Consider the following 21,736-nt stretch of genomic DNA (forward strand, 5'->3'; position numbering starts at 1 on the left):
CAACAACAAATGCTTACCAAAAAAGATAAAGAACAGCTTAGAGGAACAATTTTTAGACATTTAGATGGTATAGCAACTGCAACAACAACTTTTGCACTACATAAAAAAGGGGTTTTAGATTTTTTACTAAAAAACAAAAATATAAACACAACAGATCTTGCTGCAACATTTAAAGCTAATGAAGGCTATTTAAACATTGCCTTACGCGTTTTAGCAGCACAAGGTTGGTTGGTACAAGATATAAACAACACTACCAATATTGTCTCTTACCAAACCAACCAAAATAGTGAAAAAGCTTTTAAACTAGCACCTTTATATGAAGAAGCTATAAAGTTACTCTCCTATTCGGTTACTTTTCCAGAAAAACATGTTAGTGCAGATGCCTTTATAGCTTTAGAACGTATTTTTAAAAATTATCAAAAAAGTTTTAATTTACAAGCAAATACAGCAATAGAACAACAAGTCTTAAAACATATTGAAGGCTGCATTGTTGCTCCTATAATTGTCATGTTAGGTGTAAATGGTTTGTTTCATAAATACTTTATGGAAGCATCTTTTACAGCTGAGGAATATCATAAAGACCCAGAAAGTTTTAAAAAAATACTAGATTTCTTTTCACATTTAGGCTGGTTTACTAAAAAGAAAAACACCTACCAGTTTACAGATCAAGGATTATTTTTTGCAAAAAGAGCAAGTGCGTATGGTGTAACCGTTTCATACTTACCAACCTTTTTACAACTAGACCAATTACTTTTTGGTAATCCTTTGGTACTAAAAACAAGCGCTCCAGACGAAACCGAAAAACACGTGCATAGAGAAATGAATGTTTGGGGAAGTGGTGGTGCACATGCTACCTACTTTAAAGTTATAGACCAAGTAATTATTAAACTCTTTAATAAACCTATTGAAGAACAGCCTAAAGGTATTCTAGATATGGGTTGTGGTAATGGTGCTTTTATTAACCATATTTTTGATGTTATTGAACACCAAACATTACGTGGTAAAATACTTGAAGAACATCCATTATTATTGGTTGGCGCAGATTTTAATCAAGCAGCATTAAAAGTAACCAGAGCCAATTTAATTAAAGCAGATATTTGGGCTAAAGTAATTTGGGGAGATATTGGCAGACCAGATTTATTGGCTAAAGACTTAAAAGAAGATTATAATATTGAACTTAAAGATTTGCTTAATGTACGTACTTTTTTAGATCATAACAGAATTTGGGAAACCCCTAAAACCATCACCAATAAAACAAGTTCTTCTTCTGGTGCCTTTTCTAGCCAAGGCAAACGCCTTAGTAATAATTTGGTAGAAGATTCATTACGTGAACATTTGCAAAAATGGAAACCCTATGTTGAAAAATTTGGCTTGTTAATTATAGAATTACACACAATTAATCCTAAATTTACAGCAACAAATCTTGGTAAAACTGCTGCTACTGCTTATGATGCTACGCATGGTTATAGCGATCAATATATTTTAGAAATAGATGTTTTTAATAAAATAGCAACAGAGGTTGGTTTACATCCTGATAACAACTATTTTTCAAAATTTCCTAATAACAATTTAGCAACAGTAAGTATTAATTTATTAAAAGGGCACAATTAAAATGACAGAAGAAAACAGCTTAACAACAAGAGATTGGCTAGCAATAGAAAGAACAAAATTAGCAAATGAACGTACTTTTTTAGCTTATTTTAGAACTTTTGTAGTCTTTCTAGGAACAGGACTTGCTATTTTAAAATTAGAACTTTTTACAGAATTAGAAACTTTTGGAATTCTACTAGTTGCTACTTCTCCAGTAATACTATTTATTGGTATTGTTAGATTATTTTTAGTAAAAAAAACTATTAAAAAACATTATAAGGTTTAATTTACCTATAATAAAAAACAATTTTGTTTAGAATTTTCTAAGATTTAAGAAAATAAAAAACTCCCTTTCTTCAATGAAAACAGCTACTGTAAAACAACTTAAAGACGAACTAAAGCATAACTCTACCGAAGAGTTAATGAATCTTTGTTTGCGTTTATCTCGCTTTAAAAAGGAAAATAAAGAATTACTTACCTATTTACTTTTTGAAGCACATGACGAAGCTGGTTATATTGAAAACGTAAAACAAGAAATTGATTTACAGTTTGAAACCATTAATACAGACAGTTATTTTTACATAAAAAAAAGCGTTCGTAAAATATTAAGACTGATTAAAAAGTTTAGCAGATACTCTTTAAAAAAGGAAACAGAAGTAGAGCTACTACTCTACTTCTGCCAAAAACTTAAAGATTTTAAACCATCTATACAAAGAAACGTTACACTTATCAATATTTACGATAGACAAATCACTTCGATAAAAAAAATCATCTCAGGTTTGCATGAAGATTTACAGTATGATTATAATATGGCTTTAGAGGAACTAGAAGAATAATACTATTCTTTATAGGTATTGTATTATGCAATGATATAGAATCTATTATTTATACTTCCTTTAAGGGTATTGCATTCGCTTAAATCATCCTGATTATTCTCTAATAGTTTACGAACTTGTTCAAGTGCTTTTCTTTCTTTAACAACTATAAACAATTCATTAATTTTAGTTTTAAAGTTCAATACTTTCCCCTATTGCTAACAACATAAGGTCTTTATTTTTATTAAAAAACTGTTTTTTAGCATTTTCATGGTCTATTTCTATATAACCAAAAGTATCAAAATGATACCCTAAAACCTTATCGCAATCTACAAAATCACTAGCAAGAATAGCATCATTAATTCCCATGGTAAAATTATCACCAATAGGTAAAATAGCTAAATCTAACTTGGTTTGCATTGGTATTAATTTCATATCCATAGTTAAGGCTGTATCTCCTGCTATGTAAATATTTTTATGTTCACTTTCTAACACAAATCCTCCTGGCTGTCCTCCATATTTTCCATCAGGAAAAGATGAAGTATGAATAGCGTTAACGTATTTAAGATTACCAAAATCAAAATCCCAAGTACCACCATGATTCATTGGGTGACCTTCTAAACCTAAATTTTGAAAGTGTGTTACTATTTCAAAATTAGAAACGATAACAGCATCTGTGCGTTTTGCAATTGCTTCTACATCAAGAATATGATCTTGATGTGCATGCGTTAATAAAATATAATCTGCTTTTAGCGTATTTATATCAATATGCGAAGCTTTTGGGTTTCCTGTTATAAATGGATCTACAAGAATGTGTATATCTTCTATTTGAATACCTAAACTGGCGTGACCGTAAAATGTTATTTTCATAATTAATTTTTAAAAAAAGTAAATTACAAAAAAAACTCAGACCAATTGTAGAATTTGTCTGAGTTTCTCAATCCCCAAAATTGAAATTAATACTTAGTATTTTTACTTTACCATGAAGTATCAATAGTCTAAAGTTAACCATAATTGTTTGATTTACAAATAATTATGGTTAAAATTATGCTTTTTAGCATATTTAACAAGAAACAGATTACAATATGTATCCTATAGCAAAAAGAATAGCTAATAAAAAGGTGCTAAGTGCTACTTTTTTTAGTTCAGGATCTAAGTGTACAGGCTCTGTATTATTTTTTACTTTTTTTAGATGTATAAATAAAGGAACAAAAGCTATAAGAAATATTAGATTAAATATGGAGTTATAATATAAAATTGCAAAAAGTAAAGACAGAAGCATTGCTGAAACAATTAAAAGATAATGGTATTTTTTAGCTTTTACGCTACCTAATTTAACTACCAAGGTATTTTTATTTGCTTTTTTATCAGATGCAATATCTCTCATATTATTAAGGTTTAATACTGCAGTACTTAAAAAACCTAAGGTGCAAGCTGGCAAAAAAGTAATAAAATCTATTTGTTTACTATATAAAAAATAGCCTCCTATTACACTTAGCAAGCCAAAAAACACAAAAACAAAAACATCTCCTAAACCTCTATAGCCATAAGCATTGTTTCCCATAGTATATTTAATTGCTGCATAAATAGAAGCTAAGCCTAAAATAAAAAACACCAATGTATATAGTAAGTGACTAGTACCAAAAGCAGCGAGAATTAATACAAAAGATAAGATAATTGCTATAACAATATTAATTTTTATCCCTTTTAGCATTGCTTTCTCAGAAATTTTTCCGCTTTGTAACGCACGTTCAGGACCTATTCTATCTTCATTATCTGTTCCTTTTACACCATCACCATAATCATTTGCAAAATTTGATAAAACTTGAAAACTTATGGTAGTACAAATAGCCAATATAAAAATGGTCCAATTAAAAACGTTATTATAAGCTGCTAATGCCGAAGCAACTATAATTCCGGATAAAGAAAGCGGTAATGTTCTTAATCTTGCAGCTTCTATCCAATATGAAAAAGTACTCATAGATTATGGTATCCACTTTTTAGGAAAGTTAGGCTTGCGCTTTTCAAGAAAAGCATCACGACCTTCTTTGGCTTCGTCTGTCATATAAGCTAAACGTGTAGCTTCACCAGCAAATACTTGTTGACCAACCATACCATCATCTGTTAAATTCATTGCAAATTTTAACATTTTAATAGATGTAGGTGATTTTTCTAATATTTCTTGCGCCCAATTATAAGCAGTTTCTTCTAATTCTTCATGAGGAATAACAGCATTTACCATTCCCATTTCATAGGCTTCTTGTGCAGAATAATTTCTTCCTAAGAAAAAGATTTCACGTGCTTTTTTCTGACCAACCATTTTGGCTAAATATGCAGAACCATAGCCTCCATCAAAACTAGTAACATCTGCATCTGTTTGTTTAAAAATAGCGTGTTCTTTACTTGCTAAAGTTAAATCGCAAACCACATGTAAACTATGACCTCCTCCAACTGCCCAACCAGGAACAACTGCAATTACTGCTTTTGGCATAAAGCGAATTAAACGTTGTACTTCTAGAATATTTAATCTGTGGTAACCATCATCTCCTACATATCCTTGATGCCCTCTTGCTTTTTGATCGCCTCCAGAGCAAAAACTCCAAATACCATCTTTAGTAGAAGGACCTTCTGCAGATAATAAAACTACACCTATACTAGTATCTTCTCCTGCATCATAAAATGCATCATATAATTCTTTAGTGGTTTTGGGTCTAAATGCATTTCTTACATTTGGCCTGTTAAAAGCAATTCTTGCAACTCCATTACATTTTTTATAGGTAATGTCTTCGTACTCTTTAGCTGTTTCCCAGTTTAATTGACTCATATTTTTTTTTTGGTGAGTAAAAATACTATTTTTTTTTAACACTGTTACAACTTAAAAATATTGAAAAGTACACTTGATTTTTGTAAAACACTACAAAACAGAAGGTTAAAAATCATTCAAAATTTAATAAAAGCGTATTTTCTTACACAAACATTGTATTTCATCGAACATTTCAAGCATTACATCGTGTATTGCGTATTTGTAATTTTTCAGTTTAAAATTGAAAACTACAGCATATAATTTAGCTTAAAATTTAAGGTTAATTAATGAAGTTATCTAATACCAAATACAATCAATTAATAAAAAATGCTTTTAAAACAGGTTTTGGCATGGTGTATTGCTTTGATAATTTTATTGTAACCGAAATAAATGAAGGGGTTATTTTTGATTTAAACTATTCTAAAGAATTAACAGCATTAATTTTTGATTATTATGGACCTAATTATAATTTACATGTAATATCTAATAGAGTAAATAATTATTCTATTGTACCAACATATTGGTTTAATTTTTATAAGAACAAAAATGCTAACCAATTAAAAAGTGTCTCTTTTGTTTATTATAATGAATTAGCATATTTAAATGCTAAACTAGAAGAAAAATTTATTAAGTGTAAAACAGAATGTTTTAAAAACTTAGATGATGCTATATGTACCATTTCAAATATACCTAATAGAAAAATTGCTTAATACAATTAATAGCGTAATTGTTTAAAGCCCTGATTATAGATAGAACCTCCTAAAAACTAATTATTCTATCTACCAATAGCTTACTTAAATTCCTCAAATCTACCTACCTACTTTTTTCGGTTAAATAACATTTATTCGAAACTACAGATTACTAATAATTTAAATTGGCTATTAATGAAAATTACAGATACTACTTTAAAAGAATTTATAGAAGATGCTCATTTTTTAGAACATGGAAACTACTATTTTTTTAAAGATTTTATTGTTTCAGAGATACATGAAGGTGTTGTTTATAACTGGGAAATTTCTCAAGAAATAATAAATATAGCTACTAATTATTACAAAAACAGACCTGTTATAAGCTTAATATCTAACAGAATAAACCAATACTCTATAAACCCTTTAGGTTGGCAGCATTTTTTTAAATCTGGAAGGAAGCTAAATGGTCTTGCTGTTGTATCTTATACTGAAAAATCCTGGGCAAATGTGGCTGTTGAAAAATTGTTTTTTAAATCAAAAATAGAACGCTTCAATAGTATTTTTGAAGCTGTAAATTGGGTAAAGACAATTAATTTAGAACAGCAAATTTTATATAAAAAAAACCAAAAGTAACAATCTATTATATTAAATAAATACCATCTTGCTTAATTGCAATAAGTTTTTGTTTATATAAAGTACCTATAGCTTTTTTAAAACTTTTTTTACTCATTTGCAGCATCTCTTTAATAAGCTCTGGGTTTGATTTATCGGTAAGATTTAAAAACCCACTATTATCTTGTAAATGCTTCATTATTTTATCTGCATTTGGCTCAATATTTCTATAACCAACTTGCCCTAAAATAATATCTATTTTATTTCCTGGTCTTATTTTTTTAACAATTCCTTTTAGCTTGTCTCCTACGCTAATATCTTGAAAAATATTATCGGTATATATTAAACCAGAATGTTTTTTATTTATAATCACATTCCAACCAATATCACTAGGATGCGAAGCTATTAAATCTACCTCATCAAACTCAGAAACGGTTAACTCTCTATTATCTAAAAATTGATTGGTTTTACTAGAAGCGACTAATCTATTACTTTCTTCATCTAGATAACAATATACCAAATACCAACCTCCTTTTTTCATTTTAAAGGCTTGCTCTTTAAAAGGGCAGAATAATTCTTTTACCATTCCCCAATCTAAAAAAGCACCATGTTTTGTTTCTTCATTACAACGTAATAATGCAAATTCACCACGTTGTATATACGGTTTATCTGTAACTGCTACTAAACGTTCTTGATTATCTAAATAAACAAACACTTCTAACTTGTCCCAAATTTTAAATTCTTCTGGCACATATCTATTTGGTAGTAAAACTTCATTGTCATCATCATCACTCAAGAATAATCCTGGTTCTGTTTCACGTATTATAGCAAGTGTATTGTATTTTCCTATTTGTATCATGCTACAAAAGTAAGGATATTAAAAATTAAAAATGCTTTTTTTTAATTACGAAATTGCTAGAAAAGAAAAAAGCGCTACTTTTTAGTAGCGCTTTAATAAATTTGATAAAGATTCTATTTATAAACAGACTCTTTTTTAAAATGTTGTGTTAATAAATAATATACAACTGCTCTGTATTTACTTCTATTAGATTTACCATATTTTTCCATTACAGTATCTATAGCTTTGTCTAATTCTTCACTATCTTTTAAACCTAATTTTTTAATTAAAAAATTATTTTTAACTGTTGCTAACTCAGAGGCATCAGATCCTGAAACTGTTGCAGCATCAGCATTGTAAATAGATGGACCACAACCAATAGTAACTTTAGTTAGTAAATCCATATCAGGTGTTACACCAATTTTATCTTTTAAATCTGCTGCATACTTTACAATTAAATCGTCTCTTTTACTCATTTTTATTATTTTTTAGTTAATGATTTTTAAGTAACTTAAAGATAAGAATTAAAGTACAGTACACCAATTAATTAATTCTTAAATACTTTATTTTAACGATTAAAAGTTAGTATTTACCGACCAATCTACTTTAATGCCTTAAAGTAACGCAGCAAAATAGTATCATTGATTGTTCTTGGTGTAAAAACCTCTAATATTTTAGGGGAATCAGACGCTAAGTAAAAAGACTGCAATGTGTCTTTTAAGGTATCAATATTAGATGCTTTTACATACTCAAAACCATACATATCACATAAATGTTTTACTGATAATTGGTGTTTCGTTTCAAAATAAGTGTCAAAATTTTCAGAGTTTTTATCTCCAGGAAGAATTCTAAAAATACCGCCTCCTTGATTATTTATTACAATAATTCTAAAGTCATTAGGAATGTAATTATTCCAAAGTGCATTACTATCATAAAAGAAACTTAAATCGCCTGTAATAAATACCGTTTGTTTTGTGTTAGCAACAGCACAACCAACAGCAGTACTTGTACTACCATCAATACCACTAGTACCTCGATTACAAAAAACCTCTAGCGTTTTATTTATATTAAACAGTTGTGCATATCTAATAGTAGAACTGTTACTTAATTGTAAAATGCTATTATCTGGAATAGATTTTAAAATAAATTGAAATGCTTTTAAGTCTGAAAATTCTAAGTTTTCAAAAAAAGCAGCATGCTTCTTTTTTCTAACTTTTTTTATGTGACTCCAATATTTTTGATAATCACTTTTTGTTAGGTGTTTTACTTCTTGTAAAAACTGTGTAAAAAACTGATTTGGAGCTATTTTAATATGGTGTTCTAAACAGAAAAAAGTATCATTAGCTTTTTCTGTACCAATATGCCAATGTTGCTTTGGTTTATAAGTACGTAAAAAAGCTTTAATTTTTTTAGATACTATTAATCCTCCAAAAGTCAATAAAATATCTGGTTGCAAGGCTTTAAATTCTTCTGTATCTAAAGGCGCAATTATTTTATCTATACTTGAAAAAAACTGAGGATGGTGTAAATTAGAAGTAGTTTCTGTAAACACCACAACACTTTCATCTTCTGCCAATTCATCTAACCATTTCTGCTCGATACTGTTAGGTTTATTAACACCTACAACAATTAGCTTTTTTTTAGCATCATACCAATTAGAAACTAAATCTGCCACCTGTAAGGCTTCTATTTTGTTCGATTTAACAGTTACTTCTTCTACTTTAGGGTTTACTGTTAAGGAGCTTATAGTTTCATATAAAGGTTCATCAAACGGAATATTTATATGTACAGGTCCGCTTTTATGTGTCACCACATTTAAAGCCTTATTTATTTCTGCTTCGTTTTGCGTTTGAATATTTTGTTGCAGACCTAAAAGTTTTTCTATTTTAGTTTCAATATTCTTAAAAATTGGCACCTCTTCTTGTGGTGCAAAGCTATTTTCTGCTTTAACATCTTGCTTTAAATTGGCAGAATAGAGAATGTGATTTTCATACACATTTTCTTGGTTAATGGTTTGTCCGTCACCAATTCCTATTAAATGTTTTGGTCTATCTGCAGATAAAACTACTAATGGTATATTACTATAAAAAGCTTCTGCAATGGCAGGATAATAGTTTAACAGAGCACTACCAGAAGAACAAACTACAGCAACCGGTTTTTGTATTTGTTGCGCAATACCTAAAGCAAAAAATGCAGCACAACGCTCATCAACAATGCTGTAACAGGAAAAATACGCATCATGTGTAAAACCTATAGTTAAAGGTGCACTTCTGCTACCTGGAGAAATTACAATATGCTTAATATGCTTTGCTTTACAAAGCTGTATTACGGTTTGTGCTAAAGGGATTTTTGGGTATTTCATGTGTACTTCCCATGAAAATGGGAGTCTTTTTAAATTAAAAAAAAGGTATATACAAATGTAAGTTTTTGCGAGTAATACACGAACGTATTTTGCAATTTATATATGAAGTAAACTAGTATTAAAAAAAATATTTATAATAAACTATTTACAATTACATCGTATTGCAACTTATTTACAAAACAGCCTTAATTGTTTGTGTTTTATTTACCGTTTCTTCCCATTCATTTTCGGCAATAGAATCTTTTGTAATTCCGCCACCAACATAAATTAAAGCTTGTTTATTTGTTAGTTGCATACAACGTAAATTTACATATAAATTAGAAACTGTTTTTATAGATGCGTATGCGTTGTTTTCTACATTGCGTCTGTTTGTATTTCTAGATTTAGTTTCTTTTATGTTTAATTCTCCTAAAAAACCTGCATAAAAACCTCTTTTATAATTTTCATTTTTTATAATAAATTGTTTTGCACTTTCTTTAGGAAAACCACAAACTGCAGGAGTTGGATGCAAGCTAGAAAGTAACTGTTTAAAAGAGAAAAGTTCTTTATTTAAAGTTCCTGAAATTGCTGTTTTAAGATGCAATAAGCTTCCTGCTCTAACCGTTTCTACTTGAGATACGTTTATACTTTTTACCGCAAAACTCAGGCTGTTTACTACAAAATCTGTAACTATTTGCTGTTCTTCTTTTTCTTTATTTTGCCAAACTACATCTTCTGTTCCAGAGTATATTTGCGTTCCTGCTAAAGCCATAGTACTAAACCTATTTCCTTGCACTTTCAACAAAGTTTCTGGTGTTGCACCTAACCACAAACCTACTTGTGGATGATACCAACAGTACACAAATGCTGTAGCATACTTTTGTAATAAATTTTTAAAAATTTTTAAAGGATTTTCTTCTGTAAGTTCTTGTGTTTCACACCTAGACAAAACTACCTTTTGTAAATCTTTATTTTTTATAGCATCTATTCCTTTTTGCACTAATTGTACATGCGCTTCTTTGTTTTTTTCTGAAGTATTTTTGTGTATGCTAGATGCTTCTGTTGTAAACGAGATCACATCATCTGTTTTTAATACTTCTGAAGAATTTGAAGGAATTAAAACCGCTTGTTCTTTAGCATCAAAAGGCGAAAAAACAAATCCGCTTTCAGTATAATCTTGTATAATATGCAGTTTTTCATCCTTTTGAAGCATTGCATACACCTCTAACCTATTTGGTTTTCTGTAAACTACAAATGGTAATGCGCGATTAAAATGCTGTTGTATTTCTTCAATAAAATCAGTAGAATTCATTACTTCTTTTTAGGTAATGAAATGGTTGATAATCTACATATAGATATTAAATTATCATGATCATCGGTAATTCTAATATCTAATAATTGTGTGGTTCTACCCTTGTGTAAAAAAGTAGCTTTTGCATAGATAAAGCCTTCGGTAACACTTTTTAAGTGGTTTGCCGTAATTTCTAAACCACGAACAAATTTATTTTCGGTATCTATAAAAATATGCGACGCAAAACTACCAACACTTTCTGCTAAAGCTGCAGTAGCACCACCATGCAAAACTCCGTCTGGCTGATACACTCTAGAATCTACAGGCATTCTGGCAACTAAAAAATCTTCGCCATAATCTACCATTTCAATATTTAAGGTTTCCATTAAGGTGTTTTTACTAGCCTCATTTGCTTTTGCTAAAACGCTTTCTTTAGTTAATTGCATATAAATATGTATTTTTATTGTCGGATTGTAAAAGTACAAAATGAATTTAGAAGAAAAAGAAATTTCATACACAACTACCAATAGTTATGCTACTTTAAACACATTAAGCGACAAGACTAAAAATGTTTGGTTTGTATGTCACGGAATGGGGTATTTAAGCAGGTATTTTTTAAGGTATTTTGAAGGATTAAATAAAGACGAGAACTATATTATTGCACCACAAGCACAAAGTAAATATTATAGTACTCCAAAATTTAAACATGTTGGCGCAAGCTGGCTAACCAAAGAAAACACCGCAACAGAAACCGAAAACGTGATGCGTAATTTTGATGCTGTTTTAGCTGCCGAAGCCTTACCAAAAAACATAAACCTTATTGTTTTAGGATACTCACAAGGTGTGAGTGTGGCAACGCGATATGTTGCAAAACGAAAACTATCTTGTTCGCAATTAATATTGCACTCTGGAAGTATACCTAAAGAATTAAAACCTGAAGACTTTAGCTTTTTAAAAGCAAAAGTAACTATGATTTATGGTACAGAAGATGAGTATTTAAATGAAGCACGCATTGTCTACGAAACCAATAGAGCAAAAGAATTATTTACAGATAGATTGCATATTATTTCTTTTAAAGGCAAGCATGTGGTTAATGTTGAATTGATAAATCAATTAGTATAAATGTATACACCTCATCTTGAAAACGAGTATGTAAAACTTTCGCTCTTAGACCTGAGTAACTATAAACATCTAGCTACAATTGCAGAAGAAAAAGATTTAGTATACTACTCACCTAGTGCTATTTCTCCTCCTGAAAAGCTAAAAGAATATGTACAACTTGCTGTAGATGCTTACTACCACAAAACAGCAATTCCGTTTCTTATTTATAATAAGAAAAAACAAGTATATGCAGGATGCACACGATTTGGATTAATAAACCATAAAAATAAAGTACTATACATTGGTTGGACATGGATTAGCAAAAATTTTCAAGGTTCTGGATTAAATACACAAGTAAAATTTTTAATGCTACAATATGCTTTTGAAACATTAAAATTTGATAAAGTAGCATTTAAAGTAGATGAACGTAATTTAAGATCTAGAAAAGCCGTAGAAAAAATTGGAGGTACTTTTGAAGGTCTATTACGTAAAGACACACTTATGCGTGATGGATTTAAGCGCAACACTTGTTATTATGGCATTTTAAAAGAAGAATGGCCAGAAATAAAGAAAACTATTTTTAAAGGTTTTTAAACAATTTACTTTTAATACTAAGCCTTTTTGTTTTTATAATTTCGTCCATACCATAATAATACACCAGTTACAGGTAATGTTGCTACAATGAAACTAATTAAAAAAGCAATTATTTTACCAACAATACCACCAATGGCACCAATATGAATATCATAATTCATTCGTAAAACTTTATCGGCAAATTTAGCATCTTTGTATTTACCAAAAATGGCAGGTGTTTCAATTTCTTCTAATGTATTTTGATCAAAAAAACGATAATCAGAATCATAATAAAGACCTTTGGTGTTAGAAACCTCTACATAAACACTCGTACTATCGCTTTCAGGATAATGCAACTCATAACTTTCTGCGTGAGGCGCTTCCTTTTTCAACTTAGTAATTAAATTATCCATTGGTAATACAGCATAAGCATCTTTTGGAGTTTCACTTACATTTTCTGGAATAATAAAAGCAGGCACTTTATCTCCTCCTGTAGATACGTACACCACATATTTTAACCAATCATAAGAAATAACAGATCCTGTAAAAGCTATTATAAAAGCTAACCAACAAATATAAAAGCCTACAACAGTGTGTAAATCGAAGTTTTTACGTTTCCAACGTGTAGTAGCTTTCCAATCAAAAGTAACACGTTGCTTTAAATTTTTTCTCTTTTTAGGCCACCATAAAACAATACCTGAAATAATAATAAATAGAAAAATTAAAATAGAAATACGTACTACCTGTTCTCCTATACTTTTTGGTAACCACATACGCATGTGTCCTTTTAAAATAAAGGCAAAAAAACCAGACATATGATTGTCTACTTGAATTATCTCTCCAGAATACGGATTTAAAAATACACTCTGATAAAATTCTGGTTCGGCGTCATAAAAAATAACTTCTACAGCTGCAGCATCAGAGTTTTTAAATAATGTACCATGAATAGAATTATCAGGAAAAACGCTTTGCGCTATTTCTCTTGCTTGCGTTGGTGTAATGATAGCAGTTTCTTGTGGTGTTACAGTTTTATAATCATCATACAAACTTTCAATTTCATCTCTAAAAGCCCAACAACAACCTGTTATTGCTACAACAAAAACAACAATTCCTGTAGTTAGACCAAGAATTTTATGCAATACTAGAATTTTTTTCCTCATTATTTTTTAAAATAAATACTGCCTGGAATAAAAAACATCAATAATTTTACATTCCAGACAGGATAATTATATACTGTATTTATAGGTTACCTACTTCTTAAAACTTATAACTAAAAGTACCTAAAAGTGTTCTGGTTTGTTGTGGTGTAACTGTACTCCAACCAGAATAATAAGTTTCATCTGTTAAGTTATTTGCTTTCACTCCAATTCTAAATTTATCTGTATCATAATAAGCAGATGCATTAAATATAGTATAAGCAGGAATATAAAAACTTCCTGTTACTGTTTTGTAATCTACCATAGTGTCATACTCCGATTGACCGTTAAAACCAGCTCCTAGACCAAAGTTTCCTAAAAATTTATAATCTGCCCAAAAGTTGTAGGTAAATTCTGGTCCTGACTCCCCATATCTGTTACCTTCTAAAAAGGTTGCAGAAGGAGAATTTGTAATTTCAGAGTCATTATAACTAAAACCAGTATGTATATTTAAACCTTCAATTAGGTTTGCATTTACTTCTAATTCTACACCTTTACTATTAACTTCTAAATCTTGGGTTTGTGTAGACCAATAGTATTTATTATCTACATTTATGTTATAAAAACTTAATGTTGTTTCTAGTTTACTGTCTAATAAGTTAGTTTTTACACCAAATTCAAATTGGTTTGCTTGTTCTACATCATAAGACTGTAAAGCCACATCTCCTGTAGTAAAATCTGTAATGTACTGTGGATTTACATAAGAGAAACCATTTTGGTAATTAGCAAATACAGAAACCTTATCTATAATTGGTTGGTAAACAACACCCAATTTTGGAGAAAATGTAGATTCTGTATATTCCGTATCATCATCTGTATTGGTATTTCTATCTCCTTGGTAGTCAAATCTATCATAACGTACACTTGCCATTACAGATAAAGAAGGTAATATTTTAATAACATCTGAAACATAAGCACCAAGTACATTTTGTCGTACATCACTATCTACAAAACCTAAACCAGAAAGCGCTGTATTTAAATTATCTGCATTAATTTCTGGCTCCCCATAAATTAAATCTCCATTTAAGTTTATAGTATGTAAATATCCCCAATTAGAGCTATTGTCTATAATTTTAGAGTCTAAGTAATCAAAACCAACTAATAATTTATTTTCTAGCCCTGCAATTTTAAAAGTTCCTGTAAAGTTTTGTTGCAGGTTTACGGTTTTGGTTCTAGCATTTGTATCTTGTGCATATAAGCTAAAATTCTCTGTTCCTACAGGAGCAGTAGGGTTAGAATAATCTGCAGCATTCCATAAATACGTATAAAAACCTAAAGACTTAGCTAAACCACCAGCAATAAGTGTTTGAGAAGACCAGTTATCTGAAATTTTCCAAGCAACTTCACCACGATAGTTTTGCGTTACATTATCTATAGTTACATCATCATTTGTAAAAGATAAGTTTGTATCATAGTTTAAATCTTCAATAGAATCAAATGCTAATGGTCCATATCTATTTAAGAATAGAAATGTTTCATTGGTTTGTTCATTTGCAGAAGCTTCATAAGAGAAATTAAACGTTAGCTTATTGTTTAATTTATAAGAAATAGATGGAGCTATAAATACCGATTTTTTAAAACCAGCATCTTGAAAACTATCTTCTTGTTGAAAACCTCCATTTAATCGTAAAGAAAACTTATCATTAGCAGCTAAATTTACATCTACATTTAGCTTAGCAAAATCATTAGTACCACCAGAAACTAAAATTTCTCCTCCTGTAGTATTGTATGGCTTTTTAGTAATAATATTTATTAATCCTCCGTAAGAGGTAACTGTACTACCAAATAAAGTACCAGAAGGGCCTTTAATAACCTCTACTCTTTCTACGTTTGAAGGATTTATAAATCCGTTAGTAATACCAGCAACACCATTTACTAATTGTGGTTGTACCGAAAAACCTCTACTAGAATAATATCCTGCTCCATCACCACTTCTTCCTGTAGAAGACCATAATTTACTAATACCTGAAGCATTTTTTAATGCATCTTCAAAAGTATTTACCGATTGAGAAATCATTAATTGATTAGTAATGGTATTGTATACTTGAGCATTTTCAATGTTTTTTAAAGGCATTTTAGAAACATAAGCTGTTCGCTTTCTTGAAAATTTATTTTTTCTATTTCCCTCTAAAAAAACTTCGCCTAATATTTCATTACCTTCAAAAAGTGTAATGTTTCCTAGCTCTAGATTTTGATTATTAGTTATTGTTGCTTTTACTTCTTTGGTTTTAAACCCTAAATAAGATATGGTAATTACATAATCTCCATTTTGAAGTTTATTAATTTCAAATTTTCCGTTTTCATCGGTTTGTGATCCTTTAGAAGTGTTTTTTAGCAACACATTAACTCCTAATAAAGGAGTTTGGTTATTATCTGTAACTGTTCCAGATATGCTTGCGTTTTGAGCAAACGCTACGCTTGTTAGCAAGAAAAAAGCTAAAAATGGTATAATACTTTTCATTAATTCTTATTTAGACTATTTATAAATAATAGCAAAAATATATATGTATTACAAAACGACCAAATTATTTATAACAATTCTAAATAAATTTTAAAAAGGATGCTTTAGGTTTTTATTACAGAGGGCTTTAAGTAAAATTACAAGTAGATTTCTATTAGCATTCCCTATGTATTACTGCATAAAAAACAAAAACCCTGTAGTAGCATCCAGGGTTTTTTAGTATGAAAATAATAATTGTTTTACATTTTAATTCCTGTTATTTCTCTTCCGCCTTGCAAAAGGGTTACACTTACCACATCTCCTGCTTCATTTTTATTAAAAGTTAATTGCGCTTCAACTACTTTTAAATAAAATACAGTATCCGATTTTGGAAAAATATTGAAAACAGGTTGTCCTGTTGCTTGTGTTTTTAATTGGCTTCCTTCTTTGGTGACTGTAATAATAAACTCTGGAGTTATTTGATAGGCACCAACATAGCTTTGTAATACAGCATCTGCAACTACAATATCTTCTATGATATAATCAGAAACATCTTCTCCTAGTTTCTTTAAATAATCTATACCATTTTGGTTGTTTGGGTTTATAACTAAAGACTTCTTATAGTTTTCTATAGCTAACTCTTTATTTCCTTGATGCATTAATCCTTCTGCATAACTATCATAAGCATTGTAAGAACCAGGAAAAGCTTCTACATTCCATTTAAAAACCGTTACCGCTTCATCAATTTTTTCTTCTTGTAATAATTGATAACCAATAGTATTTATTTCTCTTTCTTCTAAAGTATAGTCACTAGATGATTTTATGCTATGATACTTTTGTATTGCAGATTCTATTCCTTTAGATTGTATTTCATCGTATATCGTTTTGGCTACAGATTTTTTAGGAAAATCATAAGTTTTATTATACATAATTCCTCTAATTGCTTGTGCAATATCATTTAGTGGTGCCATTCCTGTATTATTTAATAATACAATTAAAGATTGATCTGAAGTGGCTCTAGTAATATAGGTATTAAAACCGTTGATACCTCCTCCATGAGCTATGGTAGCCATGGTTTCACTTGTATTACCAATAGGTTCATTACCTATAAACCAGCCGTAACTATAGTAACCGTTTCCTGCTTTTGTATGCTTTTTAAAAAACAAATTCATATACTCTTTAGAAAGTAGTTTGTTAGTATATAAAGCCTGATCCCAAAGAAATAAATCTTCAACGGTTGCATATAAAGAACCTGCAGCATAAGGAATACTCATGTCTAAATATTCAGAATTCACAAATTTGTTTCCCTTTGGCTCATAACCTGTAGCTCTGTTTTTTAAAATAGTTTCATGATGATCATACCCAGAATCTTTCATATTTAAAGGAGTGAATATTTTTTCTTGTAGCATTTGCTCGTAGCTTTTTCCTGAAATTTTTTCGACTAAAACACCTAAAAGGAAATAACCAGAATTGCTATAGTTAAATTTTTCTCCAGGAGTAAAATCTAATGCCATTTCTGAAAACTCTTTAACAAATGCTTCTGGTGTATAGGGATTTCTACTTTTATTCTGAAAAAAATCTGGAAACGAAGTGTAATTAGGTATTCCGGAAGTATGCGTCAATAAATGATGTGTTGTTATTTTATTTCCGTTAGCCTTTGGATAATCTGGAAGATACTTTGTTATTGGTGCCTGTAAATCTATTTTACCTGCTTCTGCTAATTGAAGAATTAACATTGCTGTAAATTGTTTGGTTATAGAGCCTAATCTGTGTTTTGTATTGGGAGCATTAGGAATATCCCATTCCATATTAGCCAAACCAAAACCTTTTTTGTACATAATTTTACCGTTTTCTGCAATTAAAACAGATCCGTTAAATGTATTGTATGCTGTATAGGTATTAATTAATTTGGTTATTTGTGCTTCTTTTACTTGACTAAAACTAAGGTTGACAAAAAATAATAATGCAAATAAGAAAACGGTATTTGTTTCACTGAAATAAAATTTGAATTGCTGTTTCATAAGTTTTTTGATTTTGATTGATTAAAAATAAGACGATTAATAGCCTTATAAGTTACAATAAAAAAACTTTTTTTTAAACAAAACCAACTATAACTACTTAAAAAACAATACTTTAAAACAAAAAAAAAGTTTCCTTTTTAAGAAAACCTTTTTTTTCAATCTCATTACCACTAAGTGTATTAGGTTGTTAGCTTTGCAACAATATCTTTAGTAGGTAAGATAGCTTTTGTATACTCTATACTTGGTCCTGCAACCCAAACCGTTTTATAAGTAGCTTGTGTTGCTGCTTTAGTAGTTGCATTCATACCAATGGAAAAACGAATCATTTTAACCCATTTTTTAAGTTTCTTATTCTTGTTTAAAACAGATTCTAACCAAGATTCCTTTGTTCCTATTTTTTGAACATAAGGTGTATTTATAACTGTACATGGCGTACCAGAAATACGTTGTGTCATAATAATATCATCAGCACCATAATCTACACATGCTTGTTTATATTCATCAGTAACTCCAGCCTCAATAGAAGCTATAAAAGGGCTACCAACCGAAACTCCTGCTGCTCCATAACTTAACATTTTATCAATATCTGCTTTACAACCAACTCCTCCTGCAGAAATTACAGGAATGCTTAAAGCTGTACTTAATTGACTTGTTAATTCTTGTGGTGAGAGATTCCCTCTATGTCCTCCTGCTTGATTATTTACAGCAATAGCCGCATCTGCACCTAAGCTTTCTACTTTTTTAGCAAAACGTAAATCGGTTACATCACAAAAAACTTTAATGCCAACTGCATGTGCTTTTTTTATAGTTTCTTCTGGACTACCAAGTGAGGTAATAATAAAATCACAGCCTTCTTCACAAAGCACTCGTAATTGCTCTTTGTATTTTATATTCGATTTATTTACAATTAAATTAAACCCGAAAGAACCTCCTTCAACTTTTGCTGCTTTTAATTCTTTAATAGCTGCTCTTAATTGATCTAATGTTCTATAGTTAAGTGCAGGAATACAGCCTGCAATTCCACCTTTCATTGCTTCTATTACCATTGCTGTATTAGAAACTAAAAACATTGGAGCCTGAATAATGGGATATTTTATATTTAAAAGTTGTGTAAGTTTGGTTTCCATAGTAATATCACATTTGAATGTGAATTTTTTAATTAAACTAAAATTGACTTCTTATTTATAAAGTGTTTTTACAAATATAACAAAATTTACTATGCATGCATAGTTTTTTGTATATAGTAATTAATTTGCTTATTTACTGTAAGAAACTTTTGTAACATAATTATAAAAAATAAAAACGCAACCAAATTAATGATTGCGTTTTTTATAATTAGATTTCTGCTCAGGCAGAGATGTATTACTTCACTTCTTCAAAGTCAACGTCTTCAACGTCGCTTCCTTCATTAGTATCTGTTCCTGCATTTGCATCAGGACCAGGTGCAGCTCCACCTTGTGCTTCTGCTTGTGCTTTATACATTTCTTCACTAGCTACTTTCCAAGCTTCGTTTATTTTATCTAAAGCAGGAGTAATTACCTCTAAATCTTTAGTTTCGTAAGCTTTTTTAAGTTCTTCTAAAGCTGCTTCAACTGGTTGTTTTTTATCTTCAGATAATTTATCCCCAAATTCTTTTAATTGTTTTTCCGTTTGGAAAATCATAGAATCCGCTTCATTTAATTTTTGAGCGCTTTCTGCTGCTTTTGCATCTGCTTCAGCATTTGCTTCTGCATCTGCTTTCATTTTTTGAATTTCTTCTTCTGTTAATCCTGAAGAAGCTTCAATTCTGATATCTTGTGTTTTATTAGTCGCTTTATCTGTTGCTGAAACTTTAATAATTCCGTTTGCATCAATATCAAAAGTTACTTCAATTTGAGGAGTACCACGTTGTGCTGGTGGAATACCATCTAAGTGAAAACGACCAATGGTTTTATTATCTGCAGCCATAGAACGTTCCCCTTGTAAAACATGAATTTCTACTGAAGGTTGATTATCTGCTGCTGTAGAGAATACTTGACTTTTCTTTGTAGGAATAGTTGTATTTGCCTCAATAAGTTTTGTCATTACATTACCCATTGTTTCAATACCAAGAGATAAAGGTGTTACATCTAAAAGTAATACATCTTTAACATCTCCTGTTAATACTCCTCCTTGAATTCCTGCTCCTAAAGACACAACCTCATCTGGGTTAACTCCTTTACTTGGTGCTTTACCAAAGAATTTTTCTACTGCTTCTTGTACAGCTGGAATACGTGTTGAACCACCAACAAGAATAACTTCGTCAATATCTGATTTTGATAAACCTGCAGATTTTAATGCAGATTGACATGGCTCAATAGTACGTTTTACTAAATCGTCAATTAATTGCTCAAATTTAGCTTTAGTTAAAGTACGTACTAAGTGCTTTGGTCCACTAGCTGTAGCTGTAACGTATGGTAAATTAATTTCAGTTTGTGCAGAAGATGATAATTCAATCTTTGCTTTTTCAGCTGCTTCTTTAATACGTTGTAAAGCCATTGGGTCTTTACGTAAATCAATACCTTCTTCAGCATTAAATTCATCTGCTAACCAGTCAATAATTTTTTGATCTACATCATCACCACCTAAGTGTGTATCACCATCTGTTGAAAGTACTTCAAATACACCATCTCCTAATTCAAGGATAGATACATCATGTGTTCCTCCACCAAAATCAAATACTACTATTTTTTGGTCTGTTCCTTTTTTGTCCATACCATAAGCTAAAGCTGCTGCAGTAGGCTCATTGATAATTCTACGCACTTTTAAACCTGCAATTTCACCAGCTTCTTTAGTTGCTTGACGTTGTGCATCATTAAAATATGCAGGAACAGTAATTACTGCTTCACTTACATCTTGTCCTAAATAATCTTCAGCAGTTTTCTTCATTTTTTGAAGAATCATAGCAGATAATTCTTGAGGTGTATATAAACGACCATCAATATCTACTCTTGGAGTATCATTATCTCCTTTTACCACTTTATATGGTACTCTTTCTGCTTCCTTTTTAGATTCAGAATATTTATTACCCATAAAACGTTTAATAGAATAAACTGTTTTTGTTGGGTTTGTAACTGCTTGACGTTTTGCTGGATCTCCAACTTTAATTTCGCCTCCTTCTACAAAAGCGATAACAGAAGGTGTTGTACGCTTACCTTCTGCGTTTGGGATTACAACTGCTTCATTACCTTCCATTACAGAAACGCAAGAGTTTGTTGTACCTAAATCGATTCCAATAATCTTACTCATAATTATATTTTTATTTGTGTTGACATTTATTTTTTTGTTCGGTAACTATAAGTCAATGATTATGCCAATACAAAACGACTGACATGATGTCATAAAATTATTAAATCCTTTATTTTATTTATTTTTAACTATTAATATTGAAAGTGATTTGTAACTTTA

Annotated in this window: 20 protein-coding genes; 7 read left to right on the top strand and 13 right to left on the bottom strand. The window is 30.1% G+C overall.

Features of this window, described 5'->3' with window-relative positions; genetic code table 11:
• The first annotated feature begins 9 nt into the window (after positions 1 to 9).
• From KO494_RS13120 to KO494_RS13130, 3 genes are all read left to right on the top strand, one after another.
• On the top strand, positions 10 to 1,611 hold the full coding sequence (locus KO494_RS13120) for a class I SAM-dependent methyltransferase (protein WP_215968068.1): 1,602 nt from the start codon (positions 10 to 12) through the stop codon (positions 1,609 to 1,611).
• 1 nt (position 1,612) lies between these two features.
• The gene (locus tag KO494_RS13125) at positions 1,613 to 1,876 is read left to right on the top strand and encodes a DUF202 domain-containing protein (protein WP_215968069.1); all 264 of its coding nucleotides are present in this window, start codon (positions 1,613 to 1,615) and stop codon (positions 1,874 to 1,876) included.
• A gap of 73 nt (positions 1,877 to 1,949) precedes the next feature.
• Positions 1,950 to 2,426 (top strand): hypothetical protein, encoded by a 477-nt coding sequence (locus KO494_RS13130; RefSeq protein ID WP_215968070.1) that lies wholly within the window; start codon positions 1,950 to 1,952, stop codon positions 2,424 to 2,426.
• Positions 2,427 to 2,597: 171 nt separating this feature from the next.
• Here the strand turns inward: KO494_RS13130 and KO494_RS13135 are convergent, their stop codons facing one another.
• From KO494_RS13135 to KO494_RS13145, 3 genes are all read right to left on the bottom strand, one after another.
• Entirely contained in the window at positions 2,598 to 3,275 is a 678-nt protein-coding gene (locus KO494_RS13135; RefSeq protein WP_215968071.1) for a metal-dependent hydrolase, read from the bottom strand.
• A 208-nt stretch (positions 3,276 to 3,483) separates the two neighbouring features.
• Positions 3,484 to 4,386, bottom strand: coding sequence for a 1,4-dihydroxy-2-naphthoate polyprenyltransferase (locus KO494_RS13140; protein WP_215968072.1), 903 nt, complete (start codon positions 4,384 to 4,386; stop codon positions 3,484 to 3,486).
• A gap of 3 nt (positions 4,387 to 4,389) precedes the next feature.
• Entirely contained in the window at positions 4,390 to 5,229 is an 840-nt protein-coding gene (locus KO494_RS13145) for a 1,4-dihydroxy-2-naphthoyl-CoA synthase (RefSeq protein ID WP_215968073.1), read from the bottom strand.
• Between the two features lie 266 nt (positions 5,230 to 5,495).
• Between KO494_RS13145 and KO494_RS13150 the strand changes: the two genes are divergently transcribed.
• The gene (locus KO494_RS13150; RefSeq protein WP_215968074.1) at positions 5,496 to 5,918 is read left to right on the top strand and encodes a hypothetical protein; all 423 of its coding nucleotides are present in this window, start codon (positions 5,496 to 5,498) and stop codon (positions 5,916 to 5,918) included.
• Positions 5,919 to 6,092: 174 nt separating this feature from the next.
• On the top strand, positions 6,093 to 6,530 hold the full coding sequence (locus KO494_RS13155) for a hypothetical protein (protein WP_215968075.1): 438 nt from the start codon (positions 6,093 to 6,095) through the stop codon (positions 6,528 to 6,530).
• A 7-nt stretch (positions 6,531 to 6,537) separates the two neighbouring features.
• Here KO494_RS13155 and KO494_RS13160 read toward each other — a convergent pair whose 3' ends face one another.
• The 5 genes from KO494_RS13160 to KO494_RS13180 form a co-directional block, all read right to left on the bottom strand.
• A complete protein-coding gene (locus tag KO494_RS13160; protein WP_215968076.1) occupies positions 6,538 to 7,368 on the bottom strand; it encodes a S1 RNA-binding domain-containing protein in 831 nt (276 codons plus the stop codon).
• 113 nt (positions 7,369 to 7,481) lie between these two features.
• Positions 7,482 to 7,823 carry a DUF2853 family protein gene (locus KO494_RS13165; RefSeq protein ID WP_215968077.1) on the bottom strand — a complete coding sequence of 114 codons (342 nt, stop codon included), beginning with the start codon at positions 7,821 to 7,823 and terminating at the stop codon, positions 7,482 to 7,484.
• Positions 7,824 to 7,948: 125 nt separating this feature from the next.
• The gene (gene menD / locus KO494_RS13170; RefSeq protein WP_215968078.1) at positions 7,949 to 9,709 is read right to left on the bottom strand and encodes a 2-succinyl-5-enolpyruvyl-6-hydroxy-3-cyclohexene-1-carboxylate synthase; all 1,761 of its coding nucleotides are present in this window, start codon (positions 9,707 to 9,709) and stop codon (positions 7,949 to 7,951) included.
• Positions 9,710 to 9,881: 172 nt separating this feature from the next.
• Positions 9,882 to 11,000: a chorismate-binding protein gene (locus KO494_RS13175; RefSeq protein ID WP_215968079.1), complete on the bottom strand. Its 1,119-nt coding sequence runs from the start codon at positions 10,998 to 11,000 to the stop codon at positions 9,882 to 9,884.
• Positions 11,000 to 11,425, bottom strand: coding sequence for a PaaI family thioesterase (locus tag KO494_RS13180; RefSeq protein ID WP_215968080.1), 426 nt, complete (start codon positions 11,423 to 11,425; stop codon positions 11,000 to 11,002). The genes KO494_RS13175 and KO494_RS13180 overlap by 1 nt, the downstream gene beginning before the upstream one ends.
• Before the next feature lie 40 nt (positions 11,426 to 11,465).
• On the opposite strand from KO494_RS13180, the gene KO494_RS13185 reads away from it, so the two are divergent.
• Together KO494_RS13185 and KO494_RS13190 are read left to right on the top strand one after the other, a co-directional pair.
• Positions 11,466 to 12,101, top strand: coding sequence for an alpha/beta hydrolase (locus KO494_RS13185; protein ID WP_215968081.1), 636 nt, complete (start codon positions 11,466 to 11,468; stop codon positions 12,099 to 12,101).
• Positions 12,102 to 12,674, top strand: coding sequence for a GNAT family N-acetyltransferase (locus tag KO494_RS13190; RefSeq protein ID WP_215968082.1), 573 nt, complete (start codon positions 12,102 to 12,104; stop codon positions 12,672 to 12,674).
• A gap of 17 nt (positions 12,675 to 12,691) precedes the next feature.
• Here KO494_RS13190 and KO494_RS13195 read toward each other — a convergent pair whose 3' ends face one another.
• The 5 genes from KO494_RS13195 to dnaK all read right to left on the bottom strand — a co-directional run bounded on the left by KO494_RS13195 (position 12,692) and on the right by dnaK (position 21,577).
• Entirely contained in the window at positions 12,692 to 13,813 is a 1,122-nt protein-coding gene (locus KO494_RS13195) for a PepSY domain-containing protein (RefSeq protein WP_215968083.1), read from the bottom strand.
• 97 nt (positions 13,814 to 13,910) lie between these two features.
• Positions 13,911 to 16,310 (bottom strand): TonB-dependent receptor, encoded by a 2,400-nt coding sequence (locus KO494_RS13200; RefSeq protein WP_215968084.1) that lies wholly within the window; start codon positions 16,308 to 16,310, stop codon positions 13,911 to 13,913.
• A 239-nt stretch (positions 16,311 to 16,549) separates the two neighbouring features.
• Positions 16,550 to 18,310 (bottom strand): serine hydrolase, encoded by a 1,761-nt coding sequence (locus KO494_RS13205; protein ID WP_215968085.1) that lies wholly within the window; start codon positions 18,308 to 18,310, stop codon positions 16,550 to 16,552.
• A 179-nt stretch (positions 18,311 to 18,489) separates the two neighbouring features.
• Positions 18,490 to 19,437: a nitronate monooxygenase family protein gene (locus KO494_RS13210; RefSeq protein ID WP_215968086.1), complete on the bottom strand. Its 948-nt coding sequence runs from the start codon at positions 19,435 to 19,437 to the stop codon at positions 18,490 to 18,492.
• Between the two features lie 235 nt (positions 19,438 to 19,672).
• Positions 19,673 to 21,577, bottom strand: a complete 1,905-nt coding sequence (dnaK, locus tag KO494_RS13215; protein WP_215968087.1) for a molecular chaperone DnaK — start codon at positions 21,575 to 21,577, stop codon at positions 19,673 to 19,675.
• Positions 21,578 to 21,736: the final 159 nt, after the last annotated feature.

The sequence above is a fragment of the Lacinutrix sp. C3R15 genome, assembly GCF_018860825.1.
Lineage (GTDB): Bacteria > Bacteroidota > Bacteroidia > Flavobacteriales > Flavobacteriaceae > Oceanihabitans.

Bases quoted from the DNA above. Each gene is read 5' to 3' on its own strand.
- KO494_RS13120 (WP_215968068.1), top strand. From the start codon at position 10: ATGCTTACCAAAAAAGATAAAGAACAGCTTAGAGGAACAATTTTTAGA.
- KO494_RS13125 (WP_215968069.1), top strand. From the start codon at position 1,613: ATGACAGAAGAAAACAGCTTAACAACAAGAGATTGGCTAGCAATAGAA.
- KO494_RS13130 (WP_215968070.1), top strand. From the start codon at position 1,950: ATGAAAACAGCTACTGTAAAACAACTTAAAGACGAACTAAAGCATAAC.
- KO494_RS13135 (WP_215968071.1), bottom strand. From the start codon at position 3,275: ATGAAAATAACATTTTACGGTCACGCCAGTTTAGGTATTCAAATAGAA.
- KO494_RS13140 (WP_215968072.1), bottom strand. From the start codon at position 4,386: ATGAGTACTTTTTCATATTGGATAGAAGCTGCAAGATTAAGAACATTA.
- KO494_RS13145 (WP_215968073.1), bottom strand. From the start codon at position 5,229: ATGAGTCAATTAAACTGGGAAACAGCTAAAGAGTACGAAGACATTACC.
- KO494_RS13150 (WP_215968074.1), top strand. From the start codon at position 5,496: ATGAAGTTATCTAATACCAAATACAATCAATTAATAAAAAATGCTTTT.
- KO494_RS13155 (WP_215968075.1), top strand. From the start codon at position 6,093: ATGAAAATTACAGATACTACTTTAAAAGAATTTATAGAAGATGCTCAT.
- KO494_RS13160 (WP_215968076.1), bottom strand. From the start codon at position 7,368: ATGATACAAATAGGAAAATACAATACACTTGCTATAATACGTGAAACA.
- KO494_RS13165 (WP_215968077.1), bottom strand. From the start codon at position 7,823: ATGAGTAAAAGAGACGATTTAATTGTAAAGTATGCAGCAGATTTAAAA.
- menD (WP_215968078.1), bottom strand. From the start codon at position 9,709: ATGAAATACCCAAAAATCCCTTTAGCACAAACCGTAATACAGCTTTGT.
- KO494_RS13175 (WP_215968079.1), bottom strand. From the start codon at position 11,000: ATGAATTCTACTGATTTTATTGAAGAAATACAACAGCATTTTAATCGC.
- KO494_RS13180 (WP_215968080.1), bottom strand. From the start codon at position 11,425: ATGCAATTAACTAAAGAAAGCGTTTTAGCAAAAGCAAATGAGGCTAGT.
- KO494_RS13185 (WP_215968081.1), top strand. From the start codon at position 11,466: ATGAATTTAGAAGAAAAAGAAATTTCATACACAACTACCAATAGTTAT.
- KO494_RS13190 (WP_215968082.1), top strand. From the start codon at position 12,102: ATGTATACACCTCATCTTGAAAACGAGTATGTAAAACTTTCGCTCTTA.
- KO494_RS13195 (WP_215968083.1), bottom strand. From the start codon at position 13,813: ATGAGGAAAAAAATTCTAGTATTGCATAAAATTCTTGGTCTAACTACA.
- KO494_RS13200 (WP_215968084.1), bottom strand. From the start codon at position 16,310: ATGAAAAGTATTATACCATTTTTAGCTTTTTTCTTGCTAACAAGCGTA.
- KO494_RS13205 (WP_215968085.1), bottom strand. From the start codon at position 18,310: ATGAAACAGCAATTCAAATTTTATTTCAGTGAAACAAATACCGTTTTC.
- KO494_RS13210 (WP_215968086.1), bottom strand. From the start codon at position 19,437: ATGGAAACCAAACTTACACAACTTTTAAATATAAAATATCCCATTATT.
- dnaK (WP_215968087.1), bottom strand. From the start codon at position 21,577: ATGAGTAAGATTATTGGAATCGATTTAGGTACAACAAACTCTTGCGTT.